At 69.0% G+C, this 25,957-nt stretch carries 19 protein-coding genes, 1 tRNA gene and 1 pseudogene; 8 read left to right on the forward strand and 13 right to left on the reverse strand.

Going from position 1 to position 25,957, the window contains the following annotated elements; all coding sequences use genetic code 11:
* Nucleotides 1–287 precede the first annotated feature (287 nt).
* Nucleotides 288–1,271 carry a TerC family protein gene (locus ACIA8K_RS01255; protein ID WP_396053650.1) on the reverse strand — a complete coding sequence of 328 codons (984 nt, stop codon included), beginning with the start codon at nt 1,269–1,271 and terminating at the stop codon, nt 288–290.
* A gap of 374 nt (nt 1,272–1,645) precedes the next feature.
* On the opposite strand from ACIA8K_RS01255, the gene ACIA8K_RS01260 reads away from it, so the two are divergent.
* Nucleotides 1,646–1,939, forward strand: coding sequence for an antibiotic biosynthesis monooxygenase family protein (locus ACIA8K_RS01260; protein WP_396053652.1), 294 nt, complete (start codon nt 1,646–1,648; stop codon nt 1,937–1,939).
* A gap of 34 nt (nt 1,940–1,973) precedes the next feature.
* Here ACIA8K_RS01260 and ACIA8K_RS01265 read toward each other — a convergent pair whose 3' ends face one another.
* The 3 genes from ACIA8K_RS01265 to uvrB form a co-directional block, all read right to left on the reverse strand.
* Nucleotides 1,974–2,153: a DUF397 domain-containing protein gene (locus ACIA8K_RS01265; RefSeq protein WP_396053654.1), complete on the reverse strand. Its 180-nt coding sequence runs from the start codon at nt 2,151–2,153 to the stop codon at nt 1,974–1,976.
* A 12-nt stretch (nt 2,154–2,165) separates the two neighbouring features.
* Complete coding sequence (locus ACIA8K_RS01270; RefSeq protein ID WP_396053656.1) at nt 2,166–3,083, reverse strand: helix-turn-helix domain-containing protein; 918 nt, start codon at nt 3,081–3,083, stop codon at nt 2,166–2,168.
* Between the two features lie 1,025 nt (nt 3,084–4,108).
* The gene (gene uvrB / locus ACIA8K_RS01275) at nt 4,109–6,229 is read right to left on the reverse strand and encodes an excinuclease ABC subunit UvrB (RefSeq protein ID WP_396053658.1); all 2,121 of its coding nucleotides are present in this window, start codon (nt 6,227–6,229) and stop codon (nt 4,109–4,111) included.
* A gap of 332 nt (nt 6,230–6,561) precedes the next feature.
* Here uvrB and ACIA8K_RS01280 point away from each other — a divergent pair, with 332 nt between their 5' ends.
* Nucleotides 6,562–7,998, forward strand: a complete 1,437-nt coding sequence (locus tag ACIA8K_RS01280; protein ID WP_396053660.1) for a hypothetical protein — start codon at nt 6,562–6,564, stop codon at nt 7,996–7,998.
* A 4-nt stretch (nt 7,999–8,002) separates the two neighbouring features.
* Here ACIA8K_RS01280 and coaE read toward each other — a convergent pair.
* Nucleotides 8,003–8,575: pseudogene (gene coaE, locus ACIA8K_RS01285) on the reverse strand (dephospho-CoA kinase); the annotation flags it as partial.
* Nucleotides 8,576–8,657: 82 nt separating this feature from the next.
* Nucleotides 8,658–10,178, reverse strand: coding sequence for a 30S ribosomal protein S1 (rpsA, locus tag ACIA8K_RS01290; protein ID WP_396053662.1), 1,521 nt, complete (start codon nt 10,176–10,178; stop codon nt 8,658–8,660).
* Between the two features lie 375 nt (nt 10,179–10,553).
* On the opposite strand from rpsA, the gene ACIA8K_RS01295 reads away from it, so the two are divergent.
* Both ACIA8K_RS01295 and ACIA8K_RS01300 read left to right on the forward strand, forming a co-directional pair.
* Entirely contained in the window at nt 10,554–11,372 is an 819-nt protein-coding gene (locus tag ACIA8K_RS01295) for a class I SAM-dependent methyltransferase (protein ID WP_396054462.1), read from the forward strand.
* A gap of 331 nt (nt 11,373–11,703) precedes the next feature.
* Nucleotides 11,704–11,916, forward strand: coding sequence for a DUF2945 domain-containing protein (locus tag ACIA8K_RS01300; RefSeq protein WP_396053664.1), 213 nt, complete (start codon nt 11,704–11,706; stop codon nt 11,914–11,916).
* Between the two features lie 6 nt (nt 11,917–11,922).
* Here the strand turns inward: ACIA8K_RS01300 and polA are convergent, their stop codons facing one another.
* Nucleotides 11,923–14,637 (reverse strand): DNA polymerase I, encoded by a 2,715-nt coding sequence (gene polA, locus ACIA8K_RS01305; RefSeq protein WP_396053666.1) that lies wholly within the window; start codon nt 14,635–14,637, stop codon nt 11,923–11,925.
* A 251-nt stretch (nt 14,638–14,888) separates the two neighbouring features.
* Between polA and ACIA8K_RS01310 the strand changes: the two genes are divergently transcribed.
* Complete coding sequence (locus ACIA8K_RS01310; protein ID WP_396053668.1) at nt 14,889–16,151, forward strand: ABC transporter substrate-binding protein; 1,263 nt, start codon at nt 14,889–14,891, stop codon at nt 16,149–16,151.
* 422 nt (nt 16,152–16,573) lie between these two features.
* Here the strand turns inward: ACIA8K_RS01310 and ACIA8K_RS01315 are convergent, their stop codons facing one another.
* From ACIA8K_RS01315 to ACIA8K_RS01335, 5 genes are all read right to left on the reverse strand, one after another.
* Complete coding sequence (locus ACIA8K_RS01315) at nt 16,574–17,386, reverse strand: ABC transporter ATP-binding protein (protein WP_396053670.1); 813 nt, start codon at nt 17,384–17,386, stop codon at nt 16,574–16,576.
* Nucleotides 17,383–18,432, reverse strand: a complete 1,050-nt coding sequence (locus ACIA8K_RS01320; RefSeq protein WP_396053673.1) for an ATP-binding cassette domain-containing protein — start codon at nt 18,430–18,432, stop codon at nt 17,383–17,385. The genes ACIA8K_RS01315 and ACIA8K_RS01320 overlap by 4 nt, the downstream gene beginning before the upstream one ends.
* Nucleotides 18,422–19,414 (reverse strand): branched-chain amino acid ABC transporter permease, encoded by a 993-nt coding sequence (locus ACIA8K_RS01325; protein WP_396053675.1) that lies wholly within the window; start codon nt 19,412–19,414, stop codon nt 18,422–18,424. Before ACIA8K_RS01325 ends, ACIA8K_RS01320 begins: the two co-directional genes overlap by 11 nt.
* A 12-nt stretch (nt 19,415–19,426) precedes the next feature.
* Nucleotides 19,427–20,521 carry a branched-chain amino acid ABC transporter permease gene (locus ACIA8K_RS01330; protein WP_396053677.1) on the reverse strand — a complete coding sequence of 365 codons (1,095 nt, stop codon included), beginning with the start codon at nt 20,519–20,521 and terminating at the stop codon, nt 19,427–19,429.
* Nucleotides 20,522–20,861: 340 nt separating this feature from the next.
* The gene (locus ACIA8K_RS01335) at nt 20,862–21,452 is read right to left on the reverse strand and encodes an ANTAR domain-containing response regulator (protein WP_396054464.1); all 591 of its coding nucleotides are present in this window, start codon (nt 21,450–21,452) and stop codon (nt 20,862–20,864) included.
* A 131-nt stretch (nt 21,453–21,583) separates the two neighbouring features.
* Between ACIA8K_RS01335 and ACIA8K_RS01340 the strand changes: the two genes are divergently transcribed.
* From ACIA8K_RS01340 to ACIA8K_RS01350, 3 genes are all read left to right on the forward strand, one after another.
* A tRNA-Leu gene (locus ACIA8K_RS01340) sits at nt 21,584–21,666 on the forward strand.
* A 36-nt stretch (nt 21,667–21,702) separates the two neighbouring features.
* The gene (locus ACIA8K_RS01345; protein WP_396053679.1) at nt 21,703–22,458 is read left to right on the forward strand and encodes a transcriptional regulator; all 756 of its coding nucleotides are present in this window, start codon (nt 21,703–21,705) and stop codon (nt 22,456–22,458) included.
* A gap of 339 nt (nt 22,459–22,797) precedes the next feature.
* Complete coding sequence (locus ACIA8K_RS01350) at nt 22,798–24,876, forward strand: glycosyl hydrolase family 95 catalytic domain-containing protein (protein WP_396053681.1); 2,079 nt, start codon at nt 22,798–22,800, stop codon at nt 24,874–24,876.
* A gap of 111 nt (nt 24,877–24,987) precedes the next feature.
* Here ACIA8K_RS01350 and ACIA8K_RS01355 read toward each other — a convergent pair whose 3' ends face one another.
* The gene (locus ACIA8K_RS01355) at nt 24,988–25,896 is read right to left on the reverse strand and encodes a carbohydrate ABC transporter permease (RefSeq protein ID WP_396053683.1); all 909 of its coding nucleotides are present in this window, start codon (nt 25,894–25,896) and stop codon (nt 24,988–24,990) included.
* Nucleotides 25,897–25,957: the final 61 nt, after the last annotated feature.

The raw sequence follows: 25,957 nt of genomic DNA on the forward strand, positions 1-25,957 counted from the left end.
CGTGGTCACGTAAGAGGGCCGGTACCACTTTAAAAAGGCAGGGTGTAAAGAACCCCGGCGACAGCAAAGAACGGCTCCACCCTCACGTAGGGGTGGAGCCGTTTCACTTGGCTACGTCCTCGGGCCGTACCCCCGCAGGCCCTTGATCTGCTTGATGCACTTCCTGAACATTTCCGGGACGGGTACGGCCACCGGAGGGTGGAAATGTTCGCGCTCTTCCGTTTCGGCTACACCAAGCTTTTTAAAAAGTGGGCCGTGACCCTTACTGGACCACAAACCGCACCACATCAAGCCTTGAGAACCGGCTCAGAAGACTCCTCCGCCAACCGAGCAGCCTTCCGGTCATCGGACGCGCTCTTGACCAGGCTGAGAACCGTAGCGAGGACAAGCGTGCCGAGAATGACGAGCAACGAGAGCCAGATCGGAATAACAGGCGCCCACTCGATGTGCTCGCCGCCGTTGAGGAACGGCAGGTTGTTCTCGTGCAGCGCCTCGAGGATCAGCTTGACGCCGATGAAGCCGAGGATGATCGCCAGGCCCTTGGAGAGGTAGACCAGGCGCTCAAGCAGGTTGCCGAGCAGGAAGTAGAGCTGGATCAGGCCCATCAGCGCGAACACGTTCGCGGTGAAGACCAGGTAGGGCTCCTGGGTGATGCCGAAGATCGCCGGGATCGAGTCGAGCGCGAAGATCAGGTCGGTGGTCCCGATCGCGATCATGACGATCAGCATCGGCGTGAAGACGCGGCGGCCGAGGTGCACAGTGGTGAGGCGGGCGCCGTCGAACGACGGGGAGATCGGCAGCGCGCGCCGGCTCCAGCGGATCAGCACGTTCTCCTTGAAGTCCTCGGCCTCCTCGTCGAGTCCCTCACGCGCGAAGTTGATCGCGGTGTAGATGAGGAACGCGCCGAAGATATAGAACACCCAGGAGAACTGGCTGATCAGCGCCGCGCCGGCCGCGATGAAGCCGCCGCGCATGACAAGCGCCAGGATGATGCCGACGAGCAGCACCGTCTGCTGGAACTGCCGCGGGACCGCGAACCGGCCCATGATGAGCACGAAGACGAAGAGGTTGTCGGCTGACAGGCTGTACTCGGTCAGCCAGCCGGTGTAGAACTGCCCAGCGTACGACGGGCCGGCGAAGAACCACACGCCGACGCCGAAGAGCAACGCCAGGCTGACGTAGATGGCGACCCAGATGCCTGACTCGCGCGCACTTGGTTCGTGCGGGCGTCGCCCGATGATGACCAGGTCCATGACCAGGACGGCTGCCATCACTGCGAGCGTGACGGCCCAAACCCACGGGGGTACGTTCAACGGAATCCTCCGGCAGACACAGCACTTCGCCGCGGTGGCCTCTCCCCTGACTCAATGTAGGGGTGATACCCACTCACGGCGATGCACACGCTGAATGTGACTGTCCGGAGGTCTCTTCCGCCACGATCCGTGAGTGAATCGTGACCGACGGCGCCGGGTGTCCGCCCCTGTCCGGGCTTCTTCCGTGCTGACGACACCGCCGAGGGGGAATACTCCCCTCCTTCGGGGGCAATTGTGCCTCATCCATACGGCAGCCGTCACAGTGCCCTTGGACACCTTCAGCCTCCGTCCTAGGAGGCTAGGGGCATTCCCTCCGTGCGAGACTTCCGGACATGGTTCTTGAGGTTGCGTTGATCGACATTCAGCCCGGGCGCGAGGACGACTTCGCGGCGGCGTACGCCCAGGGACACCCGGTCCTGGCCGGCGCACCCGGGTGCCGTTCCGTACGGATGACCCGGGGCATCGAGACGCCGGACCGCTTCGTGCTGCTTGTCGAGTGGGACTCGGTCGAGGCGCACGAGGAGAACTTCCGGGCCACCGACCGCTTCACCACGTGGCGTGCGCTGATCGGGCCGTTCTTCGCGGGCCCGCCGCGCGTCGAGCACTTCACTGACGTGCCCGCCTGATGCCGTGGTGCGGGAGGTCGCCCTCCCGCACCCACTAGCGCGTGACCCTGTCGAGGAACGCGCGCCAGGCCGGGGCCGTGATCCGGAGCCGCGGCCCCGGATCCTTCGAGTCCCGGACCGCGACCGATCCGGGCGCCGCGGCGACCTCGACACAGTTACCGTTCGCGTGACTACGGCTGCTCTTCACCCAGCGGCCGTCCAGACGTACTCCCATTGCCTCCCCAACTCACCCGACACCGTTGACCCCGCGCTGAGCGGGGACCACCCGCGCCTGCTCCGGCCGGGTGGTCTCGGCCACCCGGGTCAGGAACGCGCGGGACTCCTCCTCCGGCAGCGCGGCCGCCCGCAGCCAGTCCGCCACCAGCAGATAGCGCGACACCTCGTCCTCGTCGGTCAGGTGCACGTCTTCGCTCATGGTCTCCAGCACGACCGTGCGAGGGTCGGCCGGATCAGGGAACGAGTACACCGAGAACGCGGTGTGCGGCACGTACGCGTCCTGCAGCACGGTCCGGAACGGCAGCACGCGGAGCACCACGTTCGGCAGGTCGGCCATGGCGAGCAGGTGCCGCATCTGGCCGCGCATCACCTCCGGCGGCGCGACCTGCCTGTGGAACGCTGACTCGTCGATCACGGCCTCGTAGCGGGGTGGCGCCTCCCGGCGCAGCACCACGTGCCGGGCGGCGCGGGCGCGACTGTCCGCATCCAGGTCCAGGGCCGGATAGAGCGCGCGGCCGGAACGGACCCGGACCCTGCCGTACTCGGGGGTCTGCAGCAGCCCTGGCACCACGTACTGGTGGAACTCGAAAATGTCGGCGGCGCCGGTTTCCAGCTCCGCATATCGCCGCTGGCGGGGACCCATGTCACCGAGCGCCTTCCACCAGCCGCGCGCGGCGGCGGCGTCCCGGGCGATCACGATGAGTTTGTCCCGGTCGTGGCCGTCAACGTCGTAGACGTCAAGCAGGTCCATGATGTCGGCCAGGTCGGGCCGGCTCTGGCCCAGCTCGATCCGGGACAGCTTCGAGGTCGAGGCCCATCCGAGCCGGTCACAGACCTGCTCCAGGGTGAGGGCCGCCGCGCGCCGCAGCTGGCGTAGCTCCGAGCCCAGACGCAACCGACGGACCGTAGGACTTTTGGGGGGTGGCATTAGTTCTCCCGGCGCCGATGTCGTGGCGAGAAGGAGATTACAGCCAGCAACGTTGCGGTAGCCATCCGCAATAAGACACTCCGCTTCGCATGTTTAGTGATTCGCACATCCCGGCGCAGCACTTCCCGGCCTGGCGCGAATGCCCCGGCCGCCAGGTCCACCACGCGCCCGACCTGCGACGTTACGCATCGATAAAGTCCAGCGGCACGCGATTTCGGGGCGTCACGCAGCGGGTCGGAGGGGCGGCACGCCCGCCACGGAAAGTTGTTGATCCACATAGTGCGCGCGAAACGGCGAATCGGCGCTAATGGCCGTAAACCTAACCGCTCTCACCCATGCGGGTGACCTGCGCAAACGGTCCGTCCATCCAGGAGGGTGCAGCGGCATCTGCGGTCGCAGGTGCCGCTGCACGTGCAGGAACAAAACCCCACAAAGCGTCGCGGGTACGGTGTCGCAGAGTCACATCAGTCGCCTACTGTCCGTCACAGGCGTCGATTCGGATGGTGGCTGCGGCAGTATCGACCCCGCTTCAGGCTCGGCCGGGCCGCCCGTGGAAGGCGCCGCGAGCCGACCCGACAGCGTTGAGAGCTGCGCCGGCCGGCCGGACCGTGTCCTACGGGCGGCTGAACCGTGTCCCGGCGGTCCCGCACCCGGCGGGCCGTATCTCGGCGGTCCCGCAGCCGTATCTCGGCGGTCCCGCAGGCCAGCGGGCCGTAGCCCGGCGGTCCCGCAGGCTGTAGCCCGGCGGTCCCGCAGGCCGGCCGGCCGGACCGCGGCCCGGGTCGGCCGGACCACAGTCCGCAGACCGTGGCCCGAGCGGCCGGACCCTGGCCCAGGCGGCCGGACTGTAGCCCGCGCAGCCGGGCCGTGGCCCGCAGACCGAAGACCCGCCAGCGTCGGCCCGCAGGTCGCAGCCAAACCGTGGCCCGGGCCGGCAGGACCATGGCCCGCAGACCGCGGCCCCGGCCGACCGGACCGCGGCAGGAAAGGGTCCGGCCAGGCTTCGGTGCGGCCCGGCCGCCGGCTTACTTGACGCCCGCCGCGTCCATGCCGCGGAGCTCCTTCTTCAGCTCGTGGATCTCGTCGCGGATGCGAGCTGCCAGTTCGAACTGCAGCTCGCGTGCGGCGCCGAGCATCTGGTCGTTCAGGTTCTGGATCAGGTCGGTCAGCTCGGCACGGGCCATGCCGGCGCGGGCCGGCGTGGCCGCGGCCTTGCCGCCCTTGGAACGGGTCTCCGGCACCGGGGCCTTGCCGCGGGACATCTGCCGCCCGGCGCCGCCGACGATCGGGCCGCCGAGTGCGGACTCGGTGTCCTCCGCCTCGCGGTAGATGTCGTCGAGGATGTCGTGGATCTTCTTGCGCAGCGGCTGCGGCGAGAGCCCGTGCTCCTCGTTGTACGCCACCTGCTTGGCCCGGCGCCTGTCGGTCTCGTCGATCGCCAGCCGCATCGACGGCGTGATCTTGTCCGCGTACATGTGGACCTGGCCGGAGACGTTACGCGCGGCGCGGCCGATGGTCTGGATCAGCGAGGTGCCGCTGCGCAGGAAGCCTTCCTTGTCCGCGTCCAGGATGGCGACAAGCGACACCTCGGGCAGGTCGAGGCCCTCACGGAGCAGGTTGATGCCGACAAGCACGTCGTAGTCGCCCTTGCGCAGCTCGCGCAGCAGCTCGACGCGGCGCAGCGTGTCCACCTCGGAGTGCAGGTAGCGCACCCGGATGCCGTGCTCAAGCAGGTAGTCGGTGAGATCCTCGGACATCTTCTTGGTGAGCGTGGTGACAAGCACCCGCTCGTCCCGCTCGGTGCGCAGCTTGATCTCGTACATCAGGTCGTCGATCTGGCCCTTGGTCGGCTTGATCACGACCTCCGGGTCGACCAGGCCGGTCGGGCGGATGACCTGCTCGACGAACTCGCCCTGAGCCTGCTGCAGCTCCCAGTTGCCGGGGGTGGCGGAGAGGAAGACCATCTGGCCGACCCGCTCCAGGAACTCGTCGAAGCGCAGCGGCCGGTTGTCACCGGCGGACGGCAGCCGGAAGCCGTGATCGATAAGCATGCGCTTGCGGGACGCGTCGCCCTCGAACATGCCGCCGATCTGCGGGATCGTCTGGTGCGACTCGTCGATGACGGTGAGGAAGTCGTCCGGGAAGTAGTCGAGCAGGCAGTGCGGCGGGCTGCCGGGCAGTCGGCCGTCGATGTGCATCGAGTAGTTCTCGATGCCGTTGCAGAAGCCGACCTGCTTCATCATCTCCAGGTCGTAGGTGGTGCGCATGCGCAGCCGTTGCGCCTCGAGCAGCTTGTTCTGCCGCTCCAGCTCGGCGAGCCGCTCGGCCAGCTCGGCCTCGATGTCGCCGATCGCGCGCTCCATGCGCTCCTGGCCGGTGGCGTAGTGGCTGGCCGGGAAGATCATCGCGGTCGGGACCTCGCGGACCACGTCGCCGGTGAGCGGGTGCAGGTACGAGATCTTCTCCACCTCGTCACCGAACAGCTCGATGCGCAGCGCCAACTCCTCGTACGCCGGGATGATCTCCAGGGTGTCGCCGCGCACCCGGAACGTACCCCTGTTGAAGGCCATGTCGTTGCGGGTGTACTGGATCTCGACAAGCCGGCGCAGCAGCTTGTCGCGGTCGACCTCCTGGCCGACCGAGACCCGGGCGGCGCGCTCGAGGTACTCCTGCGGGGTGCCGAGGCCGTAGATCGCGGAGACGGTGGCGACCACGATCACGTCCCGCCGGGTGAGCAGCGACATGGTGGCGGAGTGCCGGAGCCGCTCCACCTCCTCGTTGACCGACGAGTCCTTCTCGATGTAGGTGTCGGTCTGCGGGATGTATGCCTCGGGCTGGTAGTAGTCGTAGTACGACACGAAGTACTCGACAGCGTTGTTCGGCATCAGCTCGCGGAACTCCTTGGCGAGCTGCGCGCAGAGCGTCTTGTTGTGCGCGAGCACGAGCGTCGGGCGCTGCACGCGCTCGATCAGCCACGCGGTGGTGGCGCTCTTGCCGGTGCCGGTCGCGCCGAGCAGCACGCTGTGGCGCTCGCCGTCGCGCACCCGGCGCTCCAGCGCGTCGATGGCCGCCGGCTGGTCACCGGAGGGCACGAAGTCGCTGATGACCTGGAAACGGTTGTCGAGCCGGGGGATGTCAAGCGCCATGACCCCACGGTACGCCCGGGGTCCGACAACTTTTCCGGTCACGCCCGGTGCTCGATCAGCTTCGATATTACGATTGTGTGGCCCACCCCGGCGGTCTACCGTGAACCGGTAGGCCGCTCGCGGCGGCCGTCCGGCAACCGAGCGGCCCCCACACCGGTCGCTCGACCGGCGCACAGCTGTCGCAGCCTCGGGTTCATCACCCGGTGAGCGCGCTCCGTGCGGTGGCGCCAATGGCGCATACCGGCCGCCGCGAGCGCGCCCGCCGATCTCCCGTGGCGCGCCTGAGCGCTCCGTCGCTCGTTCACTTCTCCGTGAGCGACTCCCGCATCAGCATGAAACGGCGCGTGATCACGCTGCTGTCCCTGGCCGGCCTGGTCGGCAGCGGCGCGGCCGGGCTGCTCGGCGGCCTCGGCTCGTGTGCGCCGGCCGGCAGTGCCCCGGCCGCCCGCCCGCTCTCCGCCGCGGAGGCGGACCGGCTGGCCGGCATGCGGGTGCGTAACCACCGCGACGGCACCGCCGGCGTGACCGCGACGATCGGCGACCAGCTGCGCGCCGAGGGCTGGGTGGACTGGCGCCGGCAACTCGCCTACCTGCGGGTCACCCGTCCCGGGGCGGCGTCCGCGCTGGTCCAGGCCGTGCCGGGTCTGGTCGCCACGGTCACCGAGCCGGGCAGCGGCGGCCGGGCCGGGACCGGGTCGCCGCCGGTCGATCCGCCTGCCGGCGACTGGCGGGTGCGGGCTGCGGTGCCTGGTACCGACGACAACTCGGCCACCGCCTCGATGGACGGGCTGCTCAACCTCCTGTTCGGTGCCGCCTCGACCCGCCCGGACGCGGCCGGGACGCTCCGCGCCAGCGACTCCCGCTGGCTCGGCTCGGAGAAGGCGGACGGCGACGTGGTAGACGTGTTCCTCGGGCCGGCGGTCCCGCCCGCGCAGGCGTCGACGCCGCCGCCGACGTCGCTCGCCGACATGGGTGGCGGGGTCAGGTACTGGCTGGCCCGGGACGGCGGCCTGCGGCGGATGGCGGCCACGCTGCCCGGGAACCTGCCGGTGGAGATCGGGCTGCGGCGGGGTGAGCAGACCGGGTTCGGTGCGGTGCCCGCGTTCGGCGGCGCGCCGATCACGCCCCGGAAGGTGACGGCGGACGAGGCGAAACTGCTGGCCGGGCTGCGGGTGGCGGACCTGCGCGCGGGTGGCGGCCGGATCTCACTCGCACTCCCGGCCCGGGACGGCACGCTGCGCCGGGGCGAGGGCTGGCTGGACTGGGAGCGCACCCGCGCCTATCTGCTGCTGCGCACGACCGGTGGCGAGGCGCCGGCCGAGCTGATGCTCGCCACCTCGTCCGCGGTGGCGATCCGGCCGGTCCCGAAGGACGCGGCCGGCTGGGTGCTGCCGCCGCTGCAGGCGCCGCGCGGGAAGTGGACGACCACGCCGTGGGTGGAGCGCGCGGACGAGATGGGCGGTTTCGACCTGGACCTGCTGGTCACCGAGGCGATGGCGCTTGGCGGCACCGGGCGCGGGAAGCCGGCCGTGGTCCGCGAGTCCGCCCGGCACCTGCGCGACGACACGGTGAACGGCGTCCCGGTGGGCGTGTTCGAGATCCCGAAGGCGGCGGAGGCCGGGGCGGCGCCGGGGAACGCGCGGATGCGCTACTGGGTCGGCGCGGACGGCGTGCTGCGGCGGGTGGAGCTGCTGACCCGCGCGGCCGGGTACGCCCAGCTGGACCTCACGCCGGACGAGAACGTGCCGGATCTGCCGCCGCTTCCCTGAGCCGGGCCCAGAGCGCGTCCACGGCCTCGGCCAGCTCCTCCCGGGTGCCCGCGTTGCTGATCACCACGTCCGCGACCGCGCGGCGCTGCGCGTCCGTGGCCTGCGCCGCGATCCGGGCCCGGGCCGCCTCCTCGGTCAGCCCGCGGTCGCGGACAAGTCGCGCGATCCGGACCGGCTCGGGCGCCTCGACCACGACGACCAGCTGGTAGAGCGGGGCGAGGCCGGACTCGACAAGCAGCGGCACATCGTGCACCACGATCGCGTCGTCCGGCGCGGCGTCGGCAAGCGCGGCGCTGCGGGCGCGCACCCGGGGGTGGATCACGCCCTCCATCCGGCGGCGGGCGTCCGCGTCGCCGAAGACGACCGTGCCGAGCGCGGCCCGGTCGAGCGCGCCGTCCGGGAGCAGGATGCCGTCGCCGAAGTGTGCGACAAGCTCGGCGAGGCCGTCGGTCCCGGGCGCGACGGCCTCGCGGGCCAGCAGGTCGGAGTCGATGATCACCGCGCCGTGCACGGCGAGCCGCGTGGAGATCGCGGACTTGCCCGCGCCGATGCCACCTGTCAGTCCCACTGAGAGCATGACGGCGATCCTAGCCGCCTGTTCATGGCAAGAGCCCCGGTCGCGCGTCCGCGACCGGGGCTCTCAATGCCTTACCAGGGGCTTACTTGCCGCCGGCGAGCTTCTCCCGCAGCGCGGCAAGAGCCTCGTCGGTGGCCAGCGTGCCGGCCGGCTCCTCGCCCTGGCGAGCCGGGGTGGAGGAGGAGGACGACGACGACGAGCTGGTCACGCCGCCACTCGTGGGAGTGGAGGTGGTGATGCCCGCTGCCGCGTTCGCAGCGGCCTCGGTGTCGGCGGTCCGGGCGGCCACGACCTGCTTGGTGTGGGCCTCCCAGCGCGTCCGCGCCTCGGCGTACTGCGTCTCCCAGGTCTCGCGCTGCTTGTCGAAACCTTCCATCCACTCGCCGGTCTCCGGGTCGAAGCCGTCCGGGTAGATGTAGTTGCCCTCGGTGTCGTACGTGGCAGCCATGCCGTAGAGGGTCGGGTCGAAGTGCTCCTCGCCCTCGACGAAGCCCTCGTTGGCCTGCTTCAGCGACAGCGAGATGCGGCGACGCTCGAGGTCGATGTCGATGACCTTGACCATCACGTCCGAGCCGACCTGCACGACCTGCTCCGGGATCTCCACGTGGCGCTCGGCCAGCTCGGAGATGTGCACCAGGCCCTCGATGCCGTCGTCGACGCGGACGAACGCGCCGAACGGGACGAGCTTCGTGACCTTACCCGGCACGATCTGCTGGATCGCGTGGGTGCGGGCGAACTGACGCCACGGGTCCTCCTGCGTCGCCTTCAGCGACAGGGAGACACGCTCGCGGTCCAGGTCGACGTCCAGGACCTCGACCTCGACCTCCTGGCCGACCTCGACAACCTCGGACGGGTGGTCGATGTGCTTCCAGGAGAGCTCCGAGACGTGCACCAGGCCGTCGACGCCACCCAGGTCCACGAAGGCACCGAAGTTGACGATCGAGGAGACAACGCCCTTGCGGACCTGTCCCTTCTGCAGCTTGTTGAGGAACTCGGTGCGCACCTCGGACTGGGTCTGCTCGAGCCAGGCGCGGCGGGAAAGAACCACGTTGTTGCGGTTCTTGTCCAGCTCTATGATCTTCGCTTCCAGCTCGCGGCCCACGTACGGCTGCAGGTCGCGGACGCGCCGCATCTCGACCAGGGAGGCCGGGAGGAAGCCCCGGAGTCCGATGTCGAGGATCAGGCCGCCCTTGACCACCTCGATGACGGAGCCGCGAACGACGCCGTCCTCGTCCTTGATCTTCTCGATGGTGCCCCACGCGCGCTCGTACTGCGCACGCTTCTTCGAGAGGATCAGACGCCCCTCCTTGTCCTCCTTCTGGAGGACGAGGGCCTCGATGTGGTCACCGACCGACACCACTTCCGCGGGGTCCACGTCGTGCTTGATCGACAACTCGCGCGAGGGGATGACGCCCTCGGTCTTGTAGCCGATGTCGAGCAGGACTTCATCCCGATCGACCTTAACGACGGTTCCTTCGACAATGTCGCCGTCGTTGAAGTACTTGATGGTCTCATCGATCGCGGCGAGGAATGCCTCCTCGCTGCCGAGGTCGTCGATGGTAACCCGGTTGGCGCTCGAGGTGGCCTCGATGCTGCTCGTCATGTGGACAGTTGCTCCGAACGGATGGTGTCGCGGCTGGTGCTTGCGCCCGCGGCTTGCCGGCGGGCACAGTCGGGACATCCGGGGCAGTGGCGGCATACGAGGTCGACGGCGTTGAGGTCGAAAAGCATGCGGGTTCACTGCTGCAACGGGGCCTACTGAAACAGCCGACCGCGGACCTGCTCCCTGCCGAGGCACACGATCCGCGAGCGCATCGACTAGCTTACCCTGTGCATTACCACAGCGTGCAAGGCCTCCCGCCGTCTGAACCGAGACGGACCTCTGATTGGCCGCCAAACGCCCCGTAAAGTCCCTGATGTCACCCCTGTCACACTGTTCCCGCGGGTCGGAAGTAGCCTCCCGCTGGTGAGCGAACCCATGGACGGCGTCGAGATCGGCACCGAGGTCACCCGCCGGAACGTGACCGACGACGAGAGCCGCCGCGCCAGCCGGCACTGGTGGGACATCGACGCCGACGACTACCAGGCCGAGCACGGCGGGTTCCTCGGCGCGGCCGACTTCGTCTGGTGCCCTGAGGGTCTGCGCGAGGCCGACGCACGGCTGCTCGGCGACGTCTCCGGCCGCCGCGTCCTCGAGCTCGGCGCCGGGGCCGCCGCGGGCGCCCGCTGGCTCGTCTCCCAGGGCGCGTCAGTGGCCGCGCTTGACCTGTCCGCGGGCATGCTGCGGCACGCCGCCGCCGGGAACGCCCGGACCGGCATCACCGCGCCGCTTGTCCAGGCGGACGCGCTCGCGCTCCCGTTCGCGGACGGCGCATTCGACGTCGTCTGCACCGCGTTCGGCGCGATCCCGTTCGTCGCGGACTCCGCCGCCGCGCACCGCGAGGTCTTCCGGGTGCTGCGCCCCGGCGGCCGCTGGGCGTTCAGCGTCACCCACCCGATGCGCTGGATCTTCCTCGACGACCCGGGCGAGGGCGGGCTGCAGGCGGTGCACTCGTACTTCGACCGCCGCCCCTACGTCGAGGAGAACGTCGACGGCGAGCCCACCTACGTCGAGCAGCACCGCACGCTCGGGGACCGGATCCGCGAGCTGGTGGCCGCCGGCTTCGTCCTGCACGACCTGATCGAGCCGGAGTGGCCCGACGGCCACGACGCGATCTGGGGCCAGTGGAGCCCGCTGCGCGGCCGTCTCTTCCCCGGCACCGCCATCTTCCTCGCCGACAAACCACACAACACATGATCTAGCGGGTACGCCGTAAGCTGCTCTGGTGAGCGCTGAACCGGCCGGACCCCACGCGACGGTGTGGCAGCCTGACCCCGTGCGTCAGGCCCTTGCCAACTACACGCTCCAGGACCTGCTCAATCTTCCCCCTGACGCCCCGCGCGTCGAGCTCGTTGACGGAGTAATCCGCGTGGCCCCTCGACCGACTCCCGCCACCAGACGATCGCCAGACTGCTGAGCAACTGGTTCGACGCCCACGCGCCGGCTGAATCGAGTTCTCGGTCTCGGAGATCGTCCGGCGCCCTCGCGGCACGCGTTAGACCCGGCCTCGACCGGGTAAGCCCTGGTCATGACGGGGAAGAGTGTGCGCAAGGGGCAAAAGGTCAGCTGGCGGTCGCACGGCGAGACCGTGCACGGGACCGTGCAGGAGAAGATCACCGAGCGGACCGAGAGTGCCGGGCGCACAGTGGTGGCGTCGGCCGAGGAGCCGCAATATCGGGTGACAAGTGACAAGACGGGGAAGGACGCCGTGCACAAGCCCGGCGCCCTCCACCCGGAGTAGACAGGTTCAGTGGTCGGCGGTGTGCCAGTCGCGGCCGGCGCCGACCGAGACCGCGAGCGGAACGGACATCGTGTAGGCGTTGCCCATCTCGCGCCGGATCAGCTCCTCCAGTTGCTCGCGCTCACCGGGCGCGGCCTCCAGGACCAGCTCGTCGTGGACCTGCAGCAGCAGGCGGGAGCGCAGTCCGGCGTCGCGGAGCGCGGTGTCGACGTGAAGCATGGCGACCTTGATGATGTCCGCGGCGGAGCCCTGGATGGGGGCGTTGAGCGCCATCCGCTCGGCCATCTCGCGGCGCTGCCGGTTGTCGCTGACCAGGTCCGGCAGGTAGCGGCGGCGGCCGAGGATGGTCTCGGTGTAGCCCTGCTGGCGGGCCTCGGCCACGATCGACTGCAGGTAGTCGCGGACGCCGCCGAACCGGGAGAAGTACTCGTCCATCAGCCCGCGCGCCTCCTCGGTGGAGATGGTGAGCTGGTTGGACAGGCCGAACGCGCTCAACCCGTACGCCAAGCCGTAGTTCATGGCCTTGATCTTGCGGCGCTGGTCCGGCGTGACCTCAGCTATCGGGACCCCGAAGACTGACGACGCGGTGGCCGCGTGGAAGTCGGCGCCGGAGTTGAACGCCTCGATCAGCGCCGCGTCCGCGGACAGGTGCGCCATGATCCGCATCTCGATCTGACTGTAGTCCGCGGTCAGCAGCGTCTCGAAGCCGTTGCCGACCACGAACGCGCGCCGGATCCGGCGGCCCTCCTCGGTACGGATCGGGATGTTCTGCAGGTTCGGCTCGGTGGAGGAGAGCCGGCCCGTGGCGGCGACGGTCTGGAAGTACGTCGTGTGGATGCGGCCGTCGTCGGACACGGCCTTGAGCAGCCCGTCCACGGTCGTCTTCAGCTTCGCCACGTCGCGGTGCCGGAGCAGGTGCGCGAGCAGCGGGTGCTCGGTCTGCGCGTAGAGGCTCTGCAGCGCGTCCGCGTCCGTGGTGTAGCCGGTCTTGATCTTCTTGGTCTTCGGCAGGTTCAGCTCGCCGAACAGGATCTCCTGCAACTGCTTGGGCGAGCCGAGGTTGAACTCCCGGCCGATCACCGCGTGCGCGGCCTGGGCGGCGGACTTCACCTCGGCCGCGAACTCGGACTCCAACTCGGACAGGTAGCCGGTGTCGGCCGCGATGCCGACCCGCTCCATCGCGGCCAGCACCTCGACAAGCGGCAGCTCCACCTCGGCCAGCAGCCGGCGGGACGGGCCCTCGCCCGCCTCGGCGTACCGGTCGAGCTCGGAGTCGAGCGCGGCGGCCAGGTCGAGCGTGGCGCGGGCCCGGAGCATCAGGTTCTGCTCGGCCTCGGCCTCGTTGCCGCCGAGCCCGTCCAGCGTGAGCTGGCCGGTCTCCGGCGCATCCACCCTCAGCTCGCGCTGCAGGTAGCGCACGGCCAGGTCGGCCAGGTCGTAGGAGCGCTGGTCGGGGCGGGCCAGGTAGGCGGCGAGCGCGGTGTCGTGCGTGACGCCGGCAAGCGTCCAGCCGTACTCGGCGAACGCGATCCGCGCGGGCTTGCTGTCGTGAAGCACCTTGTGCCGCGCCGGGTCGGCGAGCCAGCCGGCGACAGCGGTCCCGTCCGCCTGGTCGAGCGCGGCCGGGTCGAACCAGGCGGCCGGCCCGTCCGCGGTGGCGAGCGCGACGCCGACCAGCACGCCGTTGCCCCTGTGGAACGAGCCGGTGATGGTGACCGCCACGCCGACCTCGGCGCCGTTGGTGTGCGCGGCCAGCCAGGGCGCGACCGCGCCGGCGCCGAGCACCGTGCCGTTCAGGTCGAAGCCGGCCTCCGCCTCCGGCTCGACCGCGTCGAGGTACTGGTAGAGGCGGTCGCGGAGCACCCGGAACTGGAGCGCGTCGAAGACCTGGTGGACGGCCTCGCGGTCCCAGCCGTGCCAGCGGGTGTCCTCCGGCGTGAGCTCCAGCTCGAGGTCGGACACCAGCAGGTTGAGGTCGTAGTTGCGGATCACATCGGACAGGCCCTCGCGCAGGCTGTCGCCGGCCTTGCCCTTGATCGCGTCCGCGTGCGCGATGACGCCGTCCAGGCCGCCGTACTGGTTGATCCACTTGGCGGCCGTCTTCGGGCCGACGCCGGGGATGCCGGCCAGGTTGTCGCTGCTGTCGCCGACAAGCGCGGCCAGGTGCCGGTAGTGGTCGGGGCCGACGCCGTACTTCTCCGTCACGGCGGCCGGGTCCATCCGCGCCAGGTCGGAGACGCCCTTACGCGGGTAGAGCACCGTGGTGTGCGCGTCGACCAGCTGGAACGCGTCGCGGTCGCCGGTGCAGATCAGCACCTCCATGCCCTGGGCGCGGGCCTGGGTGGCGAGCGTGGCGATCAGGTCGTCGGCCTCGTAGTTGGCGCGCTCCAGGAACGGGATGCGCATCGCCTCGAGCACCTCCTTGACCAGGCTCACCTGGCCGAGGAACTCGGACGGGCTCTCCGAGCGGCCGCCCTTGTACTCCGCGTACTTCTCGGTGCGGAAGGAACGGCGGGACACGTCGAACGCGACAGCGATGTGCGTGGGCTTCTCGTCACGCAACACGTTGATCAACATCGAGGTGAAGCCGTAGACCGCGTTGGTCGCCTGCCCCGTCGACGTCGAAAAGTTGTCCACCGGGAGGGCGAAGAACGCGCGATAGGCCAGTGAGTGACCGTCGAGCAGCAACAACCGGGACTTTTCAGCGACAGCAGCATTCACGTCTGAGGACTCTAGTCGTCCCCTCCGACAACTTCTGGCGCGCCACAGCACCCTGACCCGGCCGAATACGCGATCATGGGGGTTGGTCACCCTCGGCAACCGGCACCGGATTGTCACGACTGCACAACAGCCTTGTACCAGCGTGTTACAAGTGCTGGTGCGCGGGCGGTGTGGTCATTAGCTTGGCCTGCAACAGCGTTCATGCATGGGCGCTCACCCGCACCCTGACGCTGGACTCATAAGGAGACTGCATGATCCGCCCGAACCTCGCATGGCGTAGCGTCGCCGTGCTGAGCGCCGCTGCTCTCGCGCTCACCGCATGCGCCGACGATTCGGAGGACACGCCGACCCCCGGCGGCTCGTCCGCCGCTGCCGCCGCGGTCGGTGACGGCACGCTGAAGATCGGCTCGCTGCTTCCGCAGACCGGCTCGCTGGCCATCCTGGGCCCGCCGGAGATCGCCGGCGTGAACCTCGCCATCTCGGAGATCAACGCCGCCGGTGGCGTGCTCGGCAAGCCGGTCGTGGTCAGCCACACCGACTCCGGCGACACCTCCACCGACATCGCGACCCAGTCGGTCAACAAGCTGCTGGCCGAGGGTGTCGACGCGATCGTCGGCGCTGCCTCCTCGTCCGTGTCCCTCTCCGTGATCGACAAGATCACCGGTGCGGGCGTCGTGCAGTTCTCGCCGGCCAACACGTCGGACGAGTTCACCACGTACGCGGACAAGGGCCTCTACTTCCGGACCGCCCCGCCGGACCAGCTGCAGGGCCGGGTCCTCGGTGACCTGATCATCCAGGACGGCAACGCCAAGGTCGGCCTGCTGGTCATGCAGGACTCGTACGGCACCGGTCTCGCCAAGAGCACCCGCGCCGCCGTCGAGGGCGCCGGTGGCCAGATCGCCGCCGAGGCCGTCTACGACCCGAAGGCCGCCGACTTCTCCGCCGAGGTCGACCAGATCAAGACCGCGAACCCGGACGCCATCGTGCTGATCGGCTTCGACGAGGTCTCGAAGATCATCCCCAAGCTGGTCGAGGCCGGTCTGACCACCGACAAGAAGAAGTGGTACTTCGTCGACGGCAACCTGTCGAACAAGTACACCTTCCCGGCCGGCACGCTGAAGGGCGCCAAGGGCACGCTCCCGGGAGCGGCCGCCGGTAAGGACTTCGAGGAGAAGATGAAGAAGATCGACCCGTCGCTGGTCGACTTCTCCTACGGCCCCGAGTCGTACGACGCCACCAACCTGATCGCGCTCGCCGCCGAACTGGCCAAGTCCGACGCGCCCGCCGCGATCGCCGCGAACCTGAAGGCGGCCTCCGAGGGCGGCACCAAGTGCAAGGACTTCGCCAGCTGCCTCACGCTGATCAAGGCCGGCACGGACTTCGACTACGACGGCGTCAGCGGCCCGGTGTCGTTCAACGCCGCCGGTGACCCGTCCGAGGCCACCATCGGCATCTACCAGTACGGCGACGACAACAAGTACACCAACGTCGACTACAAGTCCGGCAAGATCTGATCTTCGCCTGACCACAGCGACACCCGAGAGGGCCCGGCCGATCTGGCCGGGCCCTCTCTCTGTGCCGGGCCGGAAAACCCAGAATCAGGACCAGGCCACGGGGGTACGCCGGGGCGGCGCACCCCCGTCGCAGGGGGAACGGAGGTGCGCGCCGTCCCACTACGAGCGGCCACACCCCCGGGTACTTCCCTCCGGGACGGCAATGCGCACTCAGGATGCCGCCGACGACGGTGGCCCACCGTCACACGAGCTGCGGACCCGGCGGCGGAGGGAGCGGCGGTGCAGCGCCGGACGGGTTTTTCGTGCCCACCCACGGCACCTGCGGCCCGCGGGAGCACGCGGGGCTTGACCACCGCGGGAGCGGGAAAATGGAATGTGAAAGGCCCGGTCGCGGAATGCGACCGGGCCTTCGACGGGACGTGCTACGCCGTGGCGAGCGTGCCCAGGTAGAGCTCGATGACCTTCGGGTCGTGCATCAGATCCTGGCCCGACGCCGTGTAGGCGTTACGGCCCTGGTCCAGCACGTAACCGCGGTCGCAGATCTGCAGGCAGCGGCGGGCGTTCTGCTCGACCATGATGACCGTGACGCCTGTCGCGTTGATCTGCTTGGTACGGCGGAACACCTCGTCCTGCATGGCCGGCGAGAGACCCGCGGAGGGCTCGTCAAGCAGCAGCACGCTCGGCTCCATCATCAGCGCCCTGCCCATCGCCACCATCTGCCGCTCACCGCCGGAGAGCGAGCCCGCGCGCTGCTTGCGGCGGGTGCCCAGGGTCGGGAAGAGGCCGGTGACGAAGTCGAAGCGCTCCTTGAAGCGCTTCGGCCGCAGGAACGTGCCCATCTCGAGGTTCTCCTCGATGGTCATCGTCCCGAACACGTTGTTGTTCTGCGGCACGAACCCGATGCCGCGCGCGACCAGGTCGTGCGCCTTCAGGTTGGTGATGTCCGTGCCGTCCAGCGTGACCGCGCCGGTACGCACGTTCACCAGGCCGAACAGGGCCTTGAGCAGCGTCGACTTGCCGGCGCCGTTCGGGCCGATGATGCCGACCAGCTCGCCGCTGCGGGCGTACAGGTCGCAGCCGTTCAGGATGTTCACGCCCGGCAGGTAGCCGGCGACCAGCTCGTCGCAGCGGACGAGCGCGCCCTCGGCGGAGGAGACGTGCTCGCTGCGGTCGACGACGTGCACACCTGCGGTGTCGTCGGCGAGCGCCTCGGCCTGAGTGACCTCGTCCGTCATGCCTTCTCCTCCCCCGCCTGCTTGTCAGCGGCGGTCTCGGGCTTGTCCACGGGGGTGACCGTGGGCTCGGCCACAGGCGTGACGGCGGGCGTCACCGCAGGTGTCACTGCGGGCGTCGGCGCCGGCGTCACCGCAGGTGTGACCGCGGGCGTCGGCGCGGGCGTGACCGCGGGCTTGTCAGCCACGATCGCGACCTGCTCGGCCGCGGCCTCCTCGGGCTCCTCGTCGTGCTGCGCGCCCAGGTAGGCGTCGATGACGCGCGGGTCGGCCATCACCTCGTCGGGCGTGCCCTCGGCGATCACCGCTCCCTGGCCCATCACGATCACCCAGTCGCTGATGTCGCGGACCATGTCCATGTCGTGCTCGACGAACAGCACGGTCATGCCGTCCTCGCGAAGCGCCTTGACGTGGCCGAGCAGCGACTGCGTCAGCGCCGGGTTGACCCCGGCCATCGGCTCGTCGAGCATGACCATGTCCGGCCGGACCATCAGCGCGCGCGCCATCTCAAGCAACTTGCGCTGGCCGCCGGAGAGGCTGCCAGCGAAGTCGTTGCGCTTCGCGTCCAGCTTGAAGCGGACCAGCAGTTCCTCGGCCCGCGCGGTGATCTCCCGCTCCTGGGAGCGCCAGATCGCCGGGATGAGCGCCCGGAAGAAGTTCTCACCCTTCTGGCCGGTCGCGCCGAGCAGCATGTTGTCCATCACCGTGAGGCGGTTGAGCGCCTTGGTGAGCTGGAACGTGCGGACCATGCCGAGCCGGGCCACCTTGTGCGCGGGCACGCCGCCGAGCGTCTTCCCGTTGAACGTCCACGTGCCCTCGTCGGGCTTGTCGAAGCCGGTCAGCAGGTTGAAGAAGGTGGTCTTGCCGGCGCCGTTCGGGCCGATCAGCGCCGTGATCCGGCCGCGCGGGATCTCCAGGTGGCCGACGTTTACCGCGGTCAGGCCGCCGAAGCGGCGAACCACGCCGTCCGCGACCAGAATGGCGTCCGGCTTCGCGGCCCCCGGCTGGCGGGGGACGTCGGCCAGTGAGGGCAGTGTCTCAGCGGGCATCGAGCATGACCTCCTTCTTGTCGCCGAAGATTCCCTGCGGGCGGAAGATCAGCAGGCTCATCAGGCCCAGGCCGACCAGGATGTACCGGACGGAACCGGCCTGGTTCGGGTCCATGATCGCGGTCGGGATCGCCCCGGCCTCGATCAGCTCGATCAGCAGCGCGTCGATGAAGACGATCAGGAACCAGAAGATCACCGCGCCGACGACCGGGCCGAAGACGCGAGCCGCGCCACCCAGGATCAGGATGGTGTACGCGAAGAACGTCAGCTCCGTGCCGTACGTGTCCGGCTGCACCGCGGCACGGCTCAGCGCGAACATGAAACCGCCGAGCGAGCCGAGCACGCCACCCAGGATCAGCGCCTGGATCTTGTAGGAGAACACGTTCTTACCGAGGCTGCGGACCGCGTCCTCGTCCTCCCGGATCGCCTTCAGCACCCGGCCCCACGGGCTGCGCATCAGCAGCCAGACGATGAGACAGGCCAGCGCGACCAGGATCCAGCCGACCGTCAGCACCCACAAGTCGCGGGAGTCCATGTCGATGAACGGCAGGAGCCTGAGGCCGCCGCTGTACGGGTTCATCGCGTAGAAGTCGTCGGAGAACCGCTGCAGGCCGTCCGAGCCACCAGTCCACTCGGCCAGGCTCACCGAGCGGAACAGCAGGCGGATGATCTCCGCCGCCGCGATCGTCACGATCGCCAGGTAGTCCGCGCGGAGTCGCAGCGTCGGCACGCCCAGCAGCAGCGCCAGGACGACGGCGCCGATCAGGCCGACCGCGATGCCGGCCCAGAACGGCAGGCCGAACGTGGTCACCGACATCGCCAGGCCGTACGCGGCGACGCCGAGGAACGCGGACTGACCGAAGTTGAGCAGGCCGGTGTAGCCGAAGTGCACGTTCAGGCCGATCGCGGCCAGTGCGTAGATGATCGCCGTCGAGCCGATGATCGACTCGAAGGAGACCTGGATGATCAAATTCCAATCCACGGTGTGTCCCCCTTAACCGATCCGCTCGCGGCGGCCCAGGATGCCCTGCGGCCGGATGAGAAGGATGATGATCAGTGCGACAAGCGCGCTGACGTTCTTGAGCTCGGTCGGCACCCACAGCGTCGAGACCTGGGTGACGACGCCGACCACCATGCTGCCGAGCAGCGCGCCGAACGCGGTACCCAGACCGCCGAGCGTCACTGCCGCGAACACGAGCAGCAGAATCTGGAAGCCCATCTGGAAGTTGACGCCCTGGAACATGCCGAGCATGACGCCGGAGAGCGCGGCAAGCGCACCACCGATCGTCCAGATCAGTCGAATGATCTTGTCCACGTCGATGCCGGACGCGGCCGCGAGCGCCGGGTTCGTCGACACCGCGCGCGTCGCCTTGCCCAGGCGCGTCTTCAGCAGCGCGAACGACACAGCGATCAGCACCAGGATCGCGACCAGGTCCATGATCAGGTTCTTCGGCGCGATCAACAGCGGGCCGATCTCCACACCCGGCTGCGCGGCGTAGTCCGCGTACTGCCGCGTGTCACCACGGAACTGGAACAGGAAGATGTAGCGCAGCACCATCGCCAGGCCGATCGACACGATCATCATGCCGACCAGGCCGGTACGCCGCTTCCGCAGCCACCCCCAGAAGAACCGGTCCTGCAGCCAGCCGAACGCGCCGCCGACCACGACCGCCAGGACCAGCGCCAGCCACAGCGGCAGGCCGACCGTGCTGTTGAAGATGAACGCCGTCAGCGCGCCGAACGTGATCAGCTCGCCGTGCGCAAAGTTCGTCAGGCCCATCGTGCCGAAGATCAGCGAGACGCCAAGCGCGCCGAGCGCCAGGATCAGGCCGATGTGCACGCCGGTGTACACCAGGTTCGGCAACCGGTCCAGCATCGTGGGCTCGGACTCCGGCGGCGGCGCGTTCGCGCCCACCGGGCCCAGCGGGAACAACACGTTACGCATTGCACCCTCGAACACTTCCAGACTCCGGGACGGCCCCGCCGCCCCCTGGAGTCCGACATTCTCCGGAAGGGTGCTCTCGTCGAGGACCACCTCGTACTTGCCGGGCGGCACGGAGAGCGTCCACTTCCCGTCGGCCCCCGACACGACCGATCCAATCGGCTGGCCATTCTGAGTAGCGTTGATCTTGACCCCAGCCACCGGCTGGTTCGCACTGCTCAACGCTCCCTGCAGACCCTCACCCTCGGCGGCGTAAGCGCTTGTGGCGTTCACACCAAGGGCGAAGAACAGGGCTCCCAGAAGGGCCGTGAACATGATCACGGCTCTACGCAACGGTGCTCCTCGAAGTCTCTGACGCGGGTCCTGACGGTGTGTCACCTCAGGACTGGCGGATCATAGCCCGCGTCACAGCCGCTCAACGCCGTGTTATCAATCAGTTATCGGCGTTTAACAAAAAGCACGAGAAGTACCCCCGCAGAGGCCCTGGTCAGGCGCTCGGCGTCTCCGCGAGGATCCGCTCGGCGACCTCTTTCATAGTCATCCGGTGATCCATGGCGGTCCGCTGAATCCACTTGAACGCCTGCGGCTCCGTCATTCCATAGGTGGCCATGAGCGTGCCCTTGGCGCGCTCGACCACCTTCCGCGTCTCCAGCCGGTCCGTCAGGCCCGCCACCTCGGACTCCAGCACCGCGATCTCCGAGTACCTCGACAGCGAGATCTCGATCGCCGGCACCAGGTCCGACTTCTGGAACGGCTTCACCAGGTATGCCATGGCGCCTGCCGCACGGGCCCGCTCCACCAGGTCACGCTGGCTGAACGCGGTCAGGATCACCACCGGCGCGATCCGGCCGCCGGCGATGCGCTCCGCGGCCGCCAGCCCGTCCATGATCGGCATCTTGATGTCCAGGATCACCAGGTCCGGCTTCAGCTCCTCGGCCAGGCGCACGGCAGTCTCGCCGTCACCCGCCTCACCCACGACGTCGTAACCCTCCTCGACCAGCATCTCGGCGAGATCGAGCCGGATCAGCGCCTCGTCCTCGGCGATCAGCACCCGCCGACGCTCCGCACCCGCCTGCATGTCGGCCACGCGAACAACCCCCAACGCCCTCGGAACCTGACACCCGGCCGGTCGGGTGTCGTCGCCAACAGCGTAGTGGGTACGCTAGGTTTGCTCAGCGCGGCGTAACGAGGTTTTACATGCCGTGCGACGCCGGGTTGGAGGAACGGCATACTCGGGGCACTCAAAATGCTCTGCCTGAAAGGGCTTGCGGGTTCGAATCCCGCACCCGGCACTCTGCAGTCGCCATACACAGGATGTTGATGCGTCGATGCATCCACTCGAAATCCGCGAACGCGCGATCGCCATGCACGCCGCCAACGTCCCCTTTCGCCAGATCTGGCAGACTCTCGGCCTGCCCAAGCACACGGTCGGCAACTGGCTCTACGGCGAACGCGCCCGCCGGCATCGCGAGCGGCAGCTGGACGAGCGCTGCCCCCGCTGCGCGGATCCGCCGCGATCGCCGGACGCACCCGCTGCCTACGCCTACCTTCTAGGGCAGTACCTCGGCGACAGCCATGTCGTGCATGCCCGGCGCACGATGCTGCTGGCGGTCTACTGCGACAACAAGTATCCCGGCATCATCGCCGAGATCGGCGCCGCGATGCGCGAGTGCGGCGCCCGCTCGGTGTACCACCGGGCGAAGATCGGATGCACCGCGGTCAGCACGCATTGGAACCACTGGCCGTGCCTGCTGCCCCAGCACGGCCCCGGCCCCAAGCACGCCCGCCGGATAGAACTGACGGCCTGGCAGCAGCCGATCGTCGATACGCACGCCGAGGCTTTCATCCGCGGCCTGATTCACTCGGACGGGTGCCGATTCACCAATCGGGTAACAGTGAGCGGGCGCACATACGAGTACCCGCGGTACATGTTCACGAATGAGTCGGTCGATATCATGAACATGTGCGGCCGGTCACTAAACCGGCTCGGCATAGACTGGCGAATGAGCAGGCGAAACACGCTTTCGGTGGCGAAACGGGCGGCTGTCGCGCGGCTTGATGAGTTCGTCGGGCCGAAGTCGTGAAACCGGCTGAGATCGGGATCACTCGGGCGAAGCGCTTCGAAACATGATCTTCATCCCTGTGTCACCCGGAATCGGTGCAGGACCGCGTAAGGTTTTTCATGTCGCTGCGGAACGCTCGCGGCCAGGGACTTTCCCCGCTCTGCACGACCGCCACGGGTCGGGCTAGGCGGCGCTCCGGTGCGCCACGCACCGACGGAGCCGGTGGAGGTAGGTGCCCACCTCCACCGGCTCCGATGCGCCCCTTCTCACTGCGGGTGACGCCATTTCGACGCTATGCACAAAATGCGCTGACGATATCGACCGTTGACGTTTCGTGTGCGTCTCGGCACAGTCCCTGGAATGGATCTTCACACCGATCTCCGCCCGGCACGCGAGTGGGAACAAGCGATGATCTCCGGAAACGGGCGTCAGGGCCTGTTGTTCTGGGGCGGGCCGGAGGCGATCCGGCTCACGCTGTCGCACGAGCGCCTGTTCCAGCCGGTCTCCGCGCCGCTCCCCCCGCCGGACACGGCCGCGATCCTGCCCGAGTTGCGCGGCCTGCTGAGCGAGGGACGCTTCCAGGACGCGGCGGACCTGGTGTGTGCGCACGCGTCCGCCGGGGAGCCGGGTTACCGCGAGCTGCGCTGGGTGGATCCGCTGATCGGCGCGGCCACGCTCACGTTCACCCCACGATCCACATCACAGACCCCCGGTGGGTACGCCCGGAGCACTGATTTCGCGACAGGCGTGGTGACGCAGCGCTGGGGCGGGGTGGTGTGCGAGGCGTTCGTGTCCCGGGCGGACGACGTGGTGGTGCTGCGCGTCTCCGGCACCGGCGGTGAGCTGACGCTCGCGCCGGTCGACGGTGTTCCGGAGCGGCCGATCGACGTGCGGGTGGACGGCCTGACGCTCGACGCGGTCTTCCCGGGTGCGGACTGGCCGGGTGCGCTGCCTGGTTACCGGGTGGAGTGCCGTGTGGAGCGCTACGACGACGGCCTGCTGGTGTTGGCACGGACCGTGGTCGGGGCGCTCCCTGTCGTACCCCCGTGGCCTGATCGTGGTTTTGATGAGCTGCTTGCGGCGCACGTGGCGGTGCACGGTGAGTGGTATCGGCGCTTCCGGCTGGATCTGGGCGGCGATCACATCGGGCTGCTTGTGAACGCGTGCCGGTATGCGGCGATCTCCGCGTCGGGTGAGTTGCCGCCGACGTTGCAGGGTGTGTGGAGTGGTGGTTTCCGTCCGCCGTGGCGGAGCGCCTTCACGCTTGACGGTAATCTGCCGGCCGCGGTGCAGGGGTTCGCGCCGACCGGCACGCCGGAGTTGCTGCTGCCGGTGTTGGCGCTTGCCGAGGCGCGGCGTCCGGACATGCGGGTGAACGCGCGCCGCCTGTACGGCGTGGGCGGGTTGCTGGCTCCGGCGCATCAGAGCACGCATGCGCTCGTGAACCATTTCGGCCCGCGCTGGTGTCAGACGTTCTGGACCGCTGGTGCGGCGTGGCTGGCGCGGCTGTTCACCGAGTATTACGAGCACACCGGCGACGAGGTGTTCCTGCGGGAGCGGGCGGTGCCGTTCCTGGCCGAGGTGGCGGAGTTCTACCTCGATTTTGTGACGGTTTCGGCGGGCAGGGCGCGGTTCGCGCCGTCGTATTCGCCGGAGAACGCGCCGGTCGGCACCGGTTCGCAGGCGTGTGTGGACGCGACGATGGATGTGGCGGCCGCGGGCGGCCTGTTGCGGGATCTGCTGCGGTTCGCGCCGGGCGATCCGCAGGCGCCGCGCTGGCGGGCGTTGCGTGACGCGTTGCCGCCGTTCCGGGTGTCCGGGGACGGTCTGCTTGCGGAGTGGGTGGATCCGGCGTTGCGTGACGCGCCCGGTCACCGGCATGCGAGTCACCTGTATCCGCTCTGGTACGGCGGCGATCCGGCCTTCGACGATCCGCGGCTCGCGCGGGCCGCCGGTGCGGCGATCCGGGCGCGTCTGGACTGGTGGGACGGCCAGGAGGCGGATGAGATGGCCTACGGTCTGGCGCAGCTCGGGATCGCGGCCGCGCATCTGGGCCTGCGGGACGAGGCCTTTCGTGCGCTGTCCCGGCTGGCCGAGCGGTATTTCCGGCCGAGCCTGGTGCCGACCCACAATCGGGATGCCGTCTTCAACGTGGACATCGCGGGCGCGTTGCCGGCGCTGGTGGCCGCGATGCTTGTCCGCTCGCGCCCCGGCCGGGTGGATCTGCTGCCGGCGCTGCCGCGGGAGTGGCCGCGTGGCGAGGTGTCCGGCCTGGTGGCGCGCGGACCGGTGCACATCGTCCGGCTGGCCTGGTCGCCGGACGGTTTCGAGGCGGTGCTGACCGCGCCGCGCCCGCTGCGCACGGTGCTTGCCGGACCCGGCTTGACATCAATCGAACTCGATTTAAATCCGGGCATCGAAACCGCCGTGAACTGTTGACACTTAGTTTGGATACCAGGAAAAATTAGTGCTGCGTGGCGCGCCATGGTGGGGGCGTCCGCGCAAGATCGGGGCGCCGGCAGCAGCCGGCGCCCCGATCGCACATCCGGGTCAGCCCTTGACCGCGCCGATGATCACGCCCTTCGTGAAGTGGCGCTGAATGAACGGGTACACGATGAGCGCGGGTACCACCGTGACGATGACGACCGCCATCTTGATGGCGAGGCTCGGCGGCGCCGCATATCCGATGCCCGGGATATGGACGACCGCACCGCCTCCCACGTTGGCCGGGGCCTGGCCGAGCAGGATGTATCCCTGAAGCAGGCGCTGGAGCGGCTGCAGGTCGTTGCGGTCGATGTAGAGGATCGCGTTGAAGAACGCATTCCAGTACCCGACCGCGTAGAACAGCCCGATGACGGCGACGACGGCCTTGGAGAGCGGCAGCACGATCCGGGCGAGGATGCGGAACTCCCCCGCCCCGTCGATCCGCGCGCTGTCGATCAGCTCGCCGGGGATGTTCATGAAGAACGCCCGCAGGACTACCAGGTTGAACGCCTGGATGGCGGTCGGGAGCGTCAGCGCGAGCAGGTTGTTCTTGAGGCCGAGGCCGGTGACGACCAGGTAGGACGGGATCATGCCGGGGTAGATCAGGAAGGTGAGCAGGAAGTAGAAGAGCAGCGGGCGGTGGCCGATCGAGTCGGTGCGGGACAGCCCGTAGGCGGCGAGCACGGTGAGCGCGAGGCTGATCGACGTGCCGATCGCGGTGATCAGGATGCTGACCCAGACCGCGCGGCCGATCAGTCCGCCGGAGAAGATCACCACGTAGGCGGACGGGTCGAACTCGCGCGGGATCACCACGTAGCCGCCGGCCGCGTTGATGGTCTTGGCGGAGGAGAGGCTGGTGACCAGCACGACCCAGAGCGGCACCAGCACGGCGGCGGTGACCAGCGTAAGGATGGTGCCCTTGCCGAGCTGGCCGACGATGCTCGGTTTCTCTTCCCAGACCGGCCGGACGCTCATGATCGAGCCGTTTCCAACGTGGTCCCCACCCGTGCGCGCCCGCCCGTGGCGTCGGCCCGGT

Origin of the sequence: Catenuloplanes sp. NPDC051500, from assembly GCF_044454585.1 — a bacterium.
Taxonomy (GTDB): domain Bacteria; phylum Actinomycetota; class Actinomycetes; order Mycobacteriales; family Micromonosporaceae; genus Catenuloplanes.

Coding starts and splice junctions, on each gene's coding strand:
- ACIA8K_RS01255 (WP_396053650.1), bottom strand. CDS start 1,271: ATGGCAGCCGTCCTGGTCATGGACCTGGTCATCATCGGGCGACGCCCG.
- ACIA8K_RS01260 (WP_396053652.1), top strand. CDS start 1,646: ATGGTTCTTGAGGTTGCGTTGATCGACATTCAGCCCGGGCGCGAGGAC.
- ACIA8K_RS01265 (WP_396053654.1), bottom strand. CDS start 2,153: ATGGGAGTACGTCTGGACGGCCGCTGGGTGAAGAGCAGCCGTAGTCAC.
- ACIA8K_RS01270 (WP_396053656.1), bottom strand. CDS start 3,083: ATGCCACCCCCCAAAAGTCCTACGGTCCGTCGGTTGCGTCTGGGCTCG.
- uvrB (WP_396053658.1), bottom strand. CDS start 6,229: ATGGCGCTTGACATCCCCCGGCTCGACAACCGTTTCCAGGTCATCAGC.
- ACIA8K_RS01280 (WP_396053660.1), top strand. CDS start 6,562: ATGAAACGGCGCGTGATCACGCTGCTGTCCCTGGCCGGCCTGGTCGGC.
- rpsA (WP_396053662.1), bottom strand. CDS start 10,178: ATGACGAGCAGCATCGAGGCCACCTCGAGCGCCAACCGGGTTACCATC.
- ACIA8K_RS01295 (WP_396054462.1), top strand. CDS start 10,554: ATGGACGGCGTCGAGATCGGCACCGAGGTCACCCGCCGGAACGTGACC.
- ACIA8K_RS01300 (WP_396053664.1), top strand. CDS start 11,704: ATGACGGGGAAGAGTGTGCGCAAGGGGCAAAAGGTCAGCTGGCGGTCG.
- ACIA8K_RS01310 (WP_396053668.1), top strand. CDS start 14,889: ATGATCCGCCCGAACCTCGCATGGCGTAGCGTCGCCGTGCTGAGCGCC.
- ACIA8K_RS01315 (WP_396053670.1), bottom strand. CDS start 17,386: ATGACGGACGAGGTCACTCAGGCCGAGGCGCTCGCCGACGACACCGCA.
- ACIA8K_RS01320 (WP_396053673.1), bottom strand. CDS start 18,432: ATGCCCGCTGAGACACTGCCCTCACTGGCCGACGTCCCCCGCCAGCCG.
- ACIA8K_RS01335 (WP_396054464.1), bottom strand. CDS start 21,452: ATGCAGGCGGGTGCGGAGCGTCGGCGGGTGCTGATCGCCGAGGACGAG.
- ACIA8K_RS01345 (WP_396053679.1), top strand. CDS start 21,703: ATGCATCCACTCGAAATCCGCGAACGCGCGATCGCCATGCACGCCGCC.
- ACIA8K_RS01350 (WP_396053681.1), top strand. CDS start 22,798: ATGGATCTTCACACCGATCTCCGCCCGGCACGCGAGTGGGAACAAGCG.
- ACIA8K_RS01355 (WP_396053683.1), bottom strand. CDS start 25,896: ATGAGCGTCCGGCCGGTCTGGGAAGAGAAACCGAGCATCGTCGGCCAG.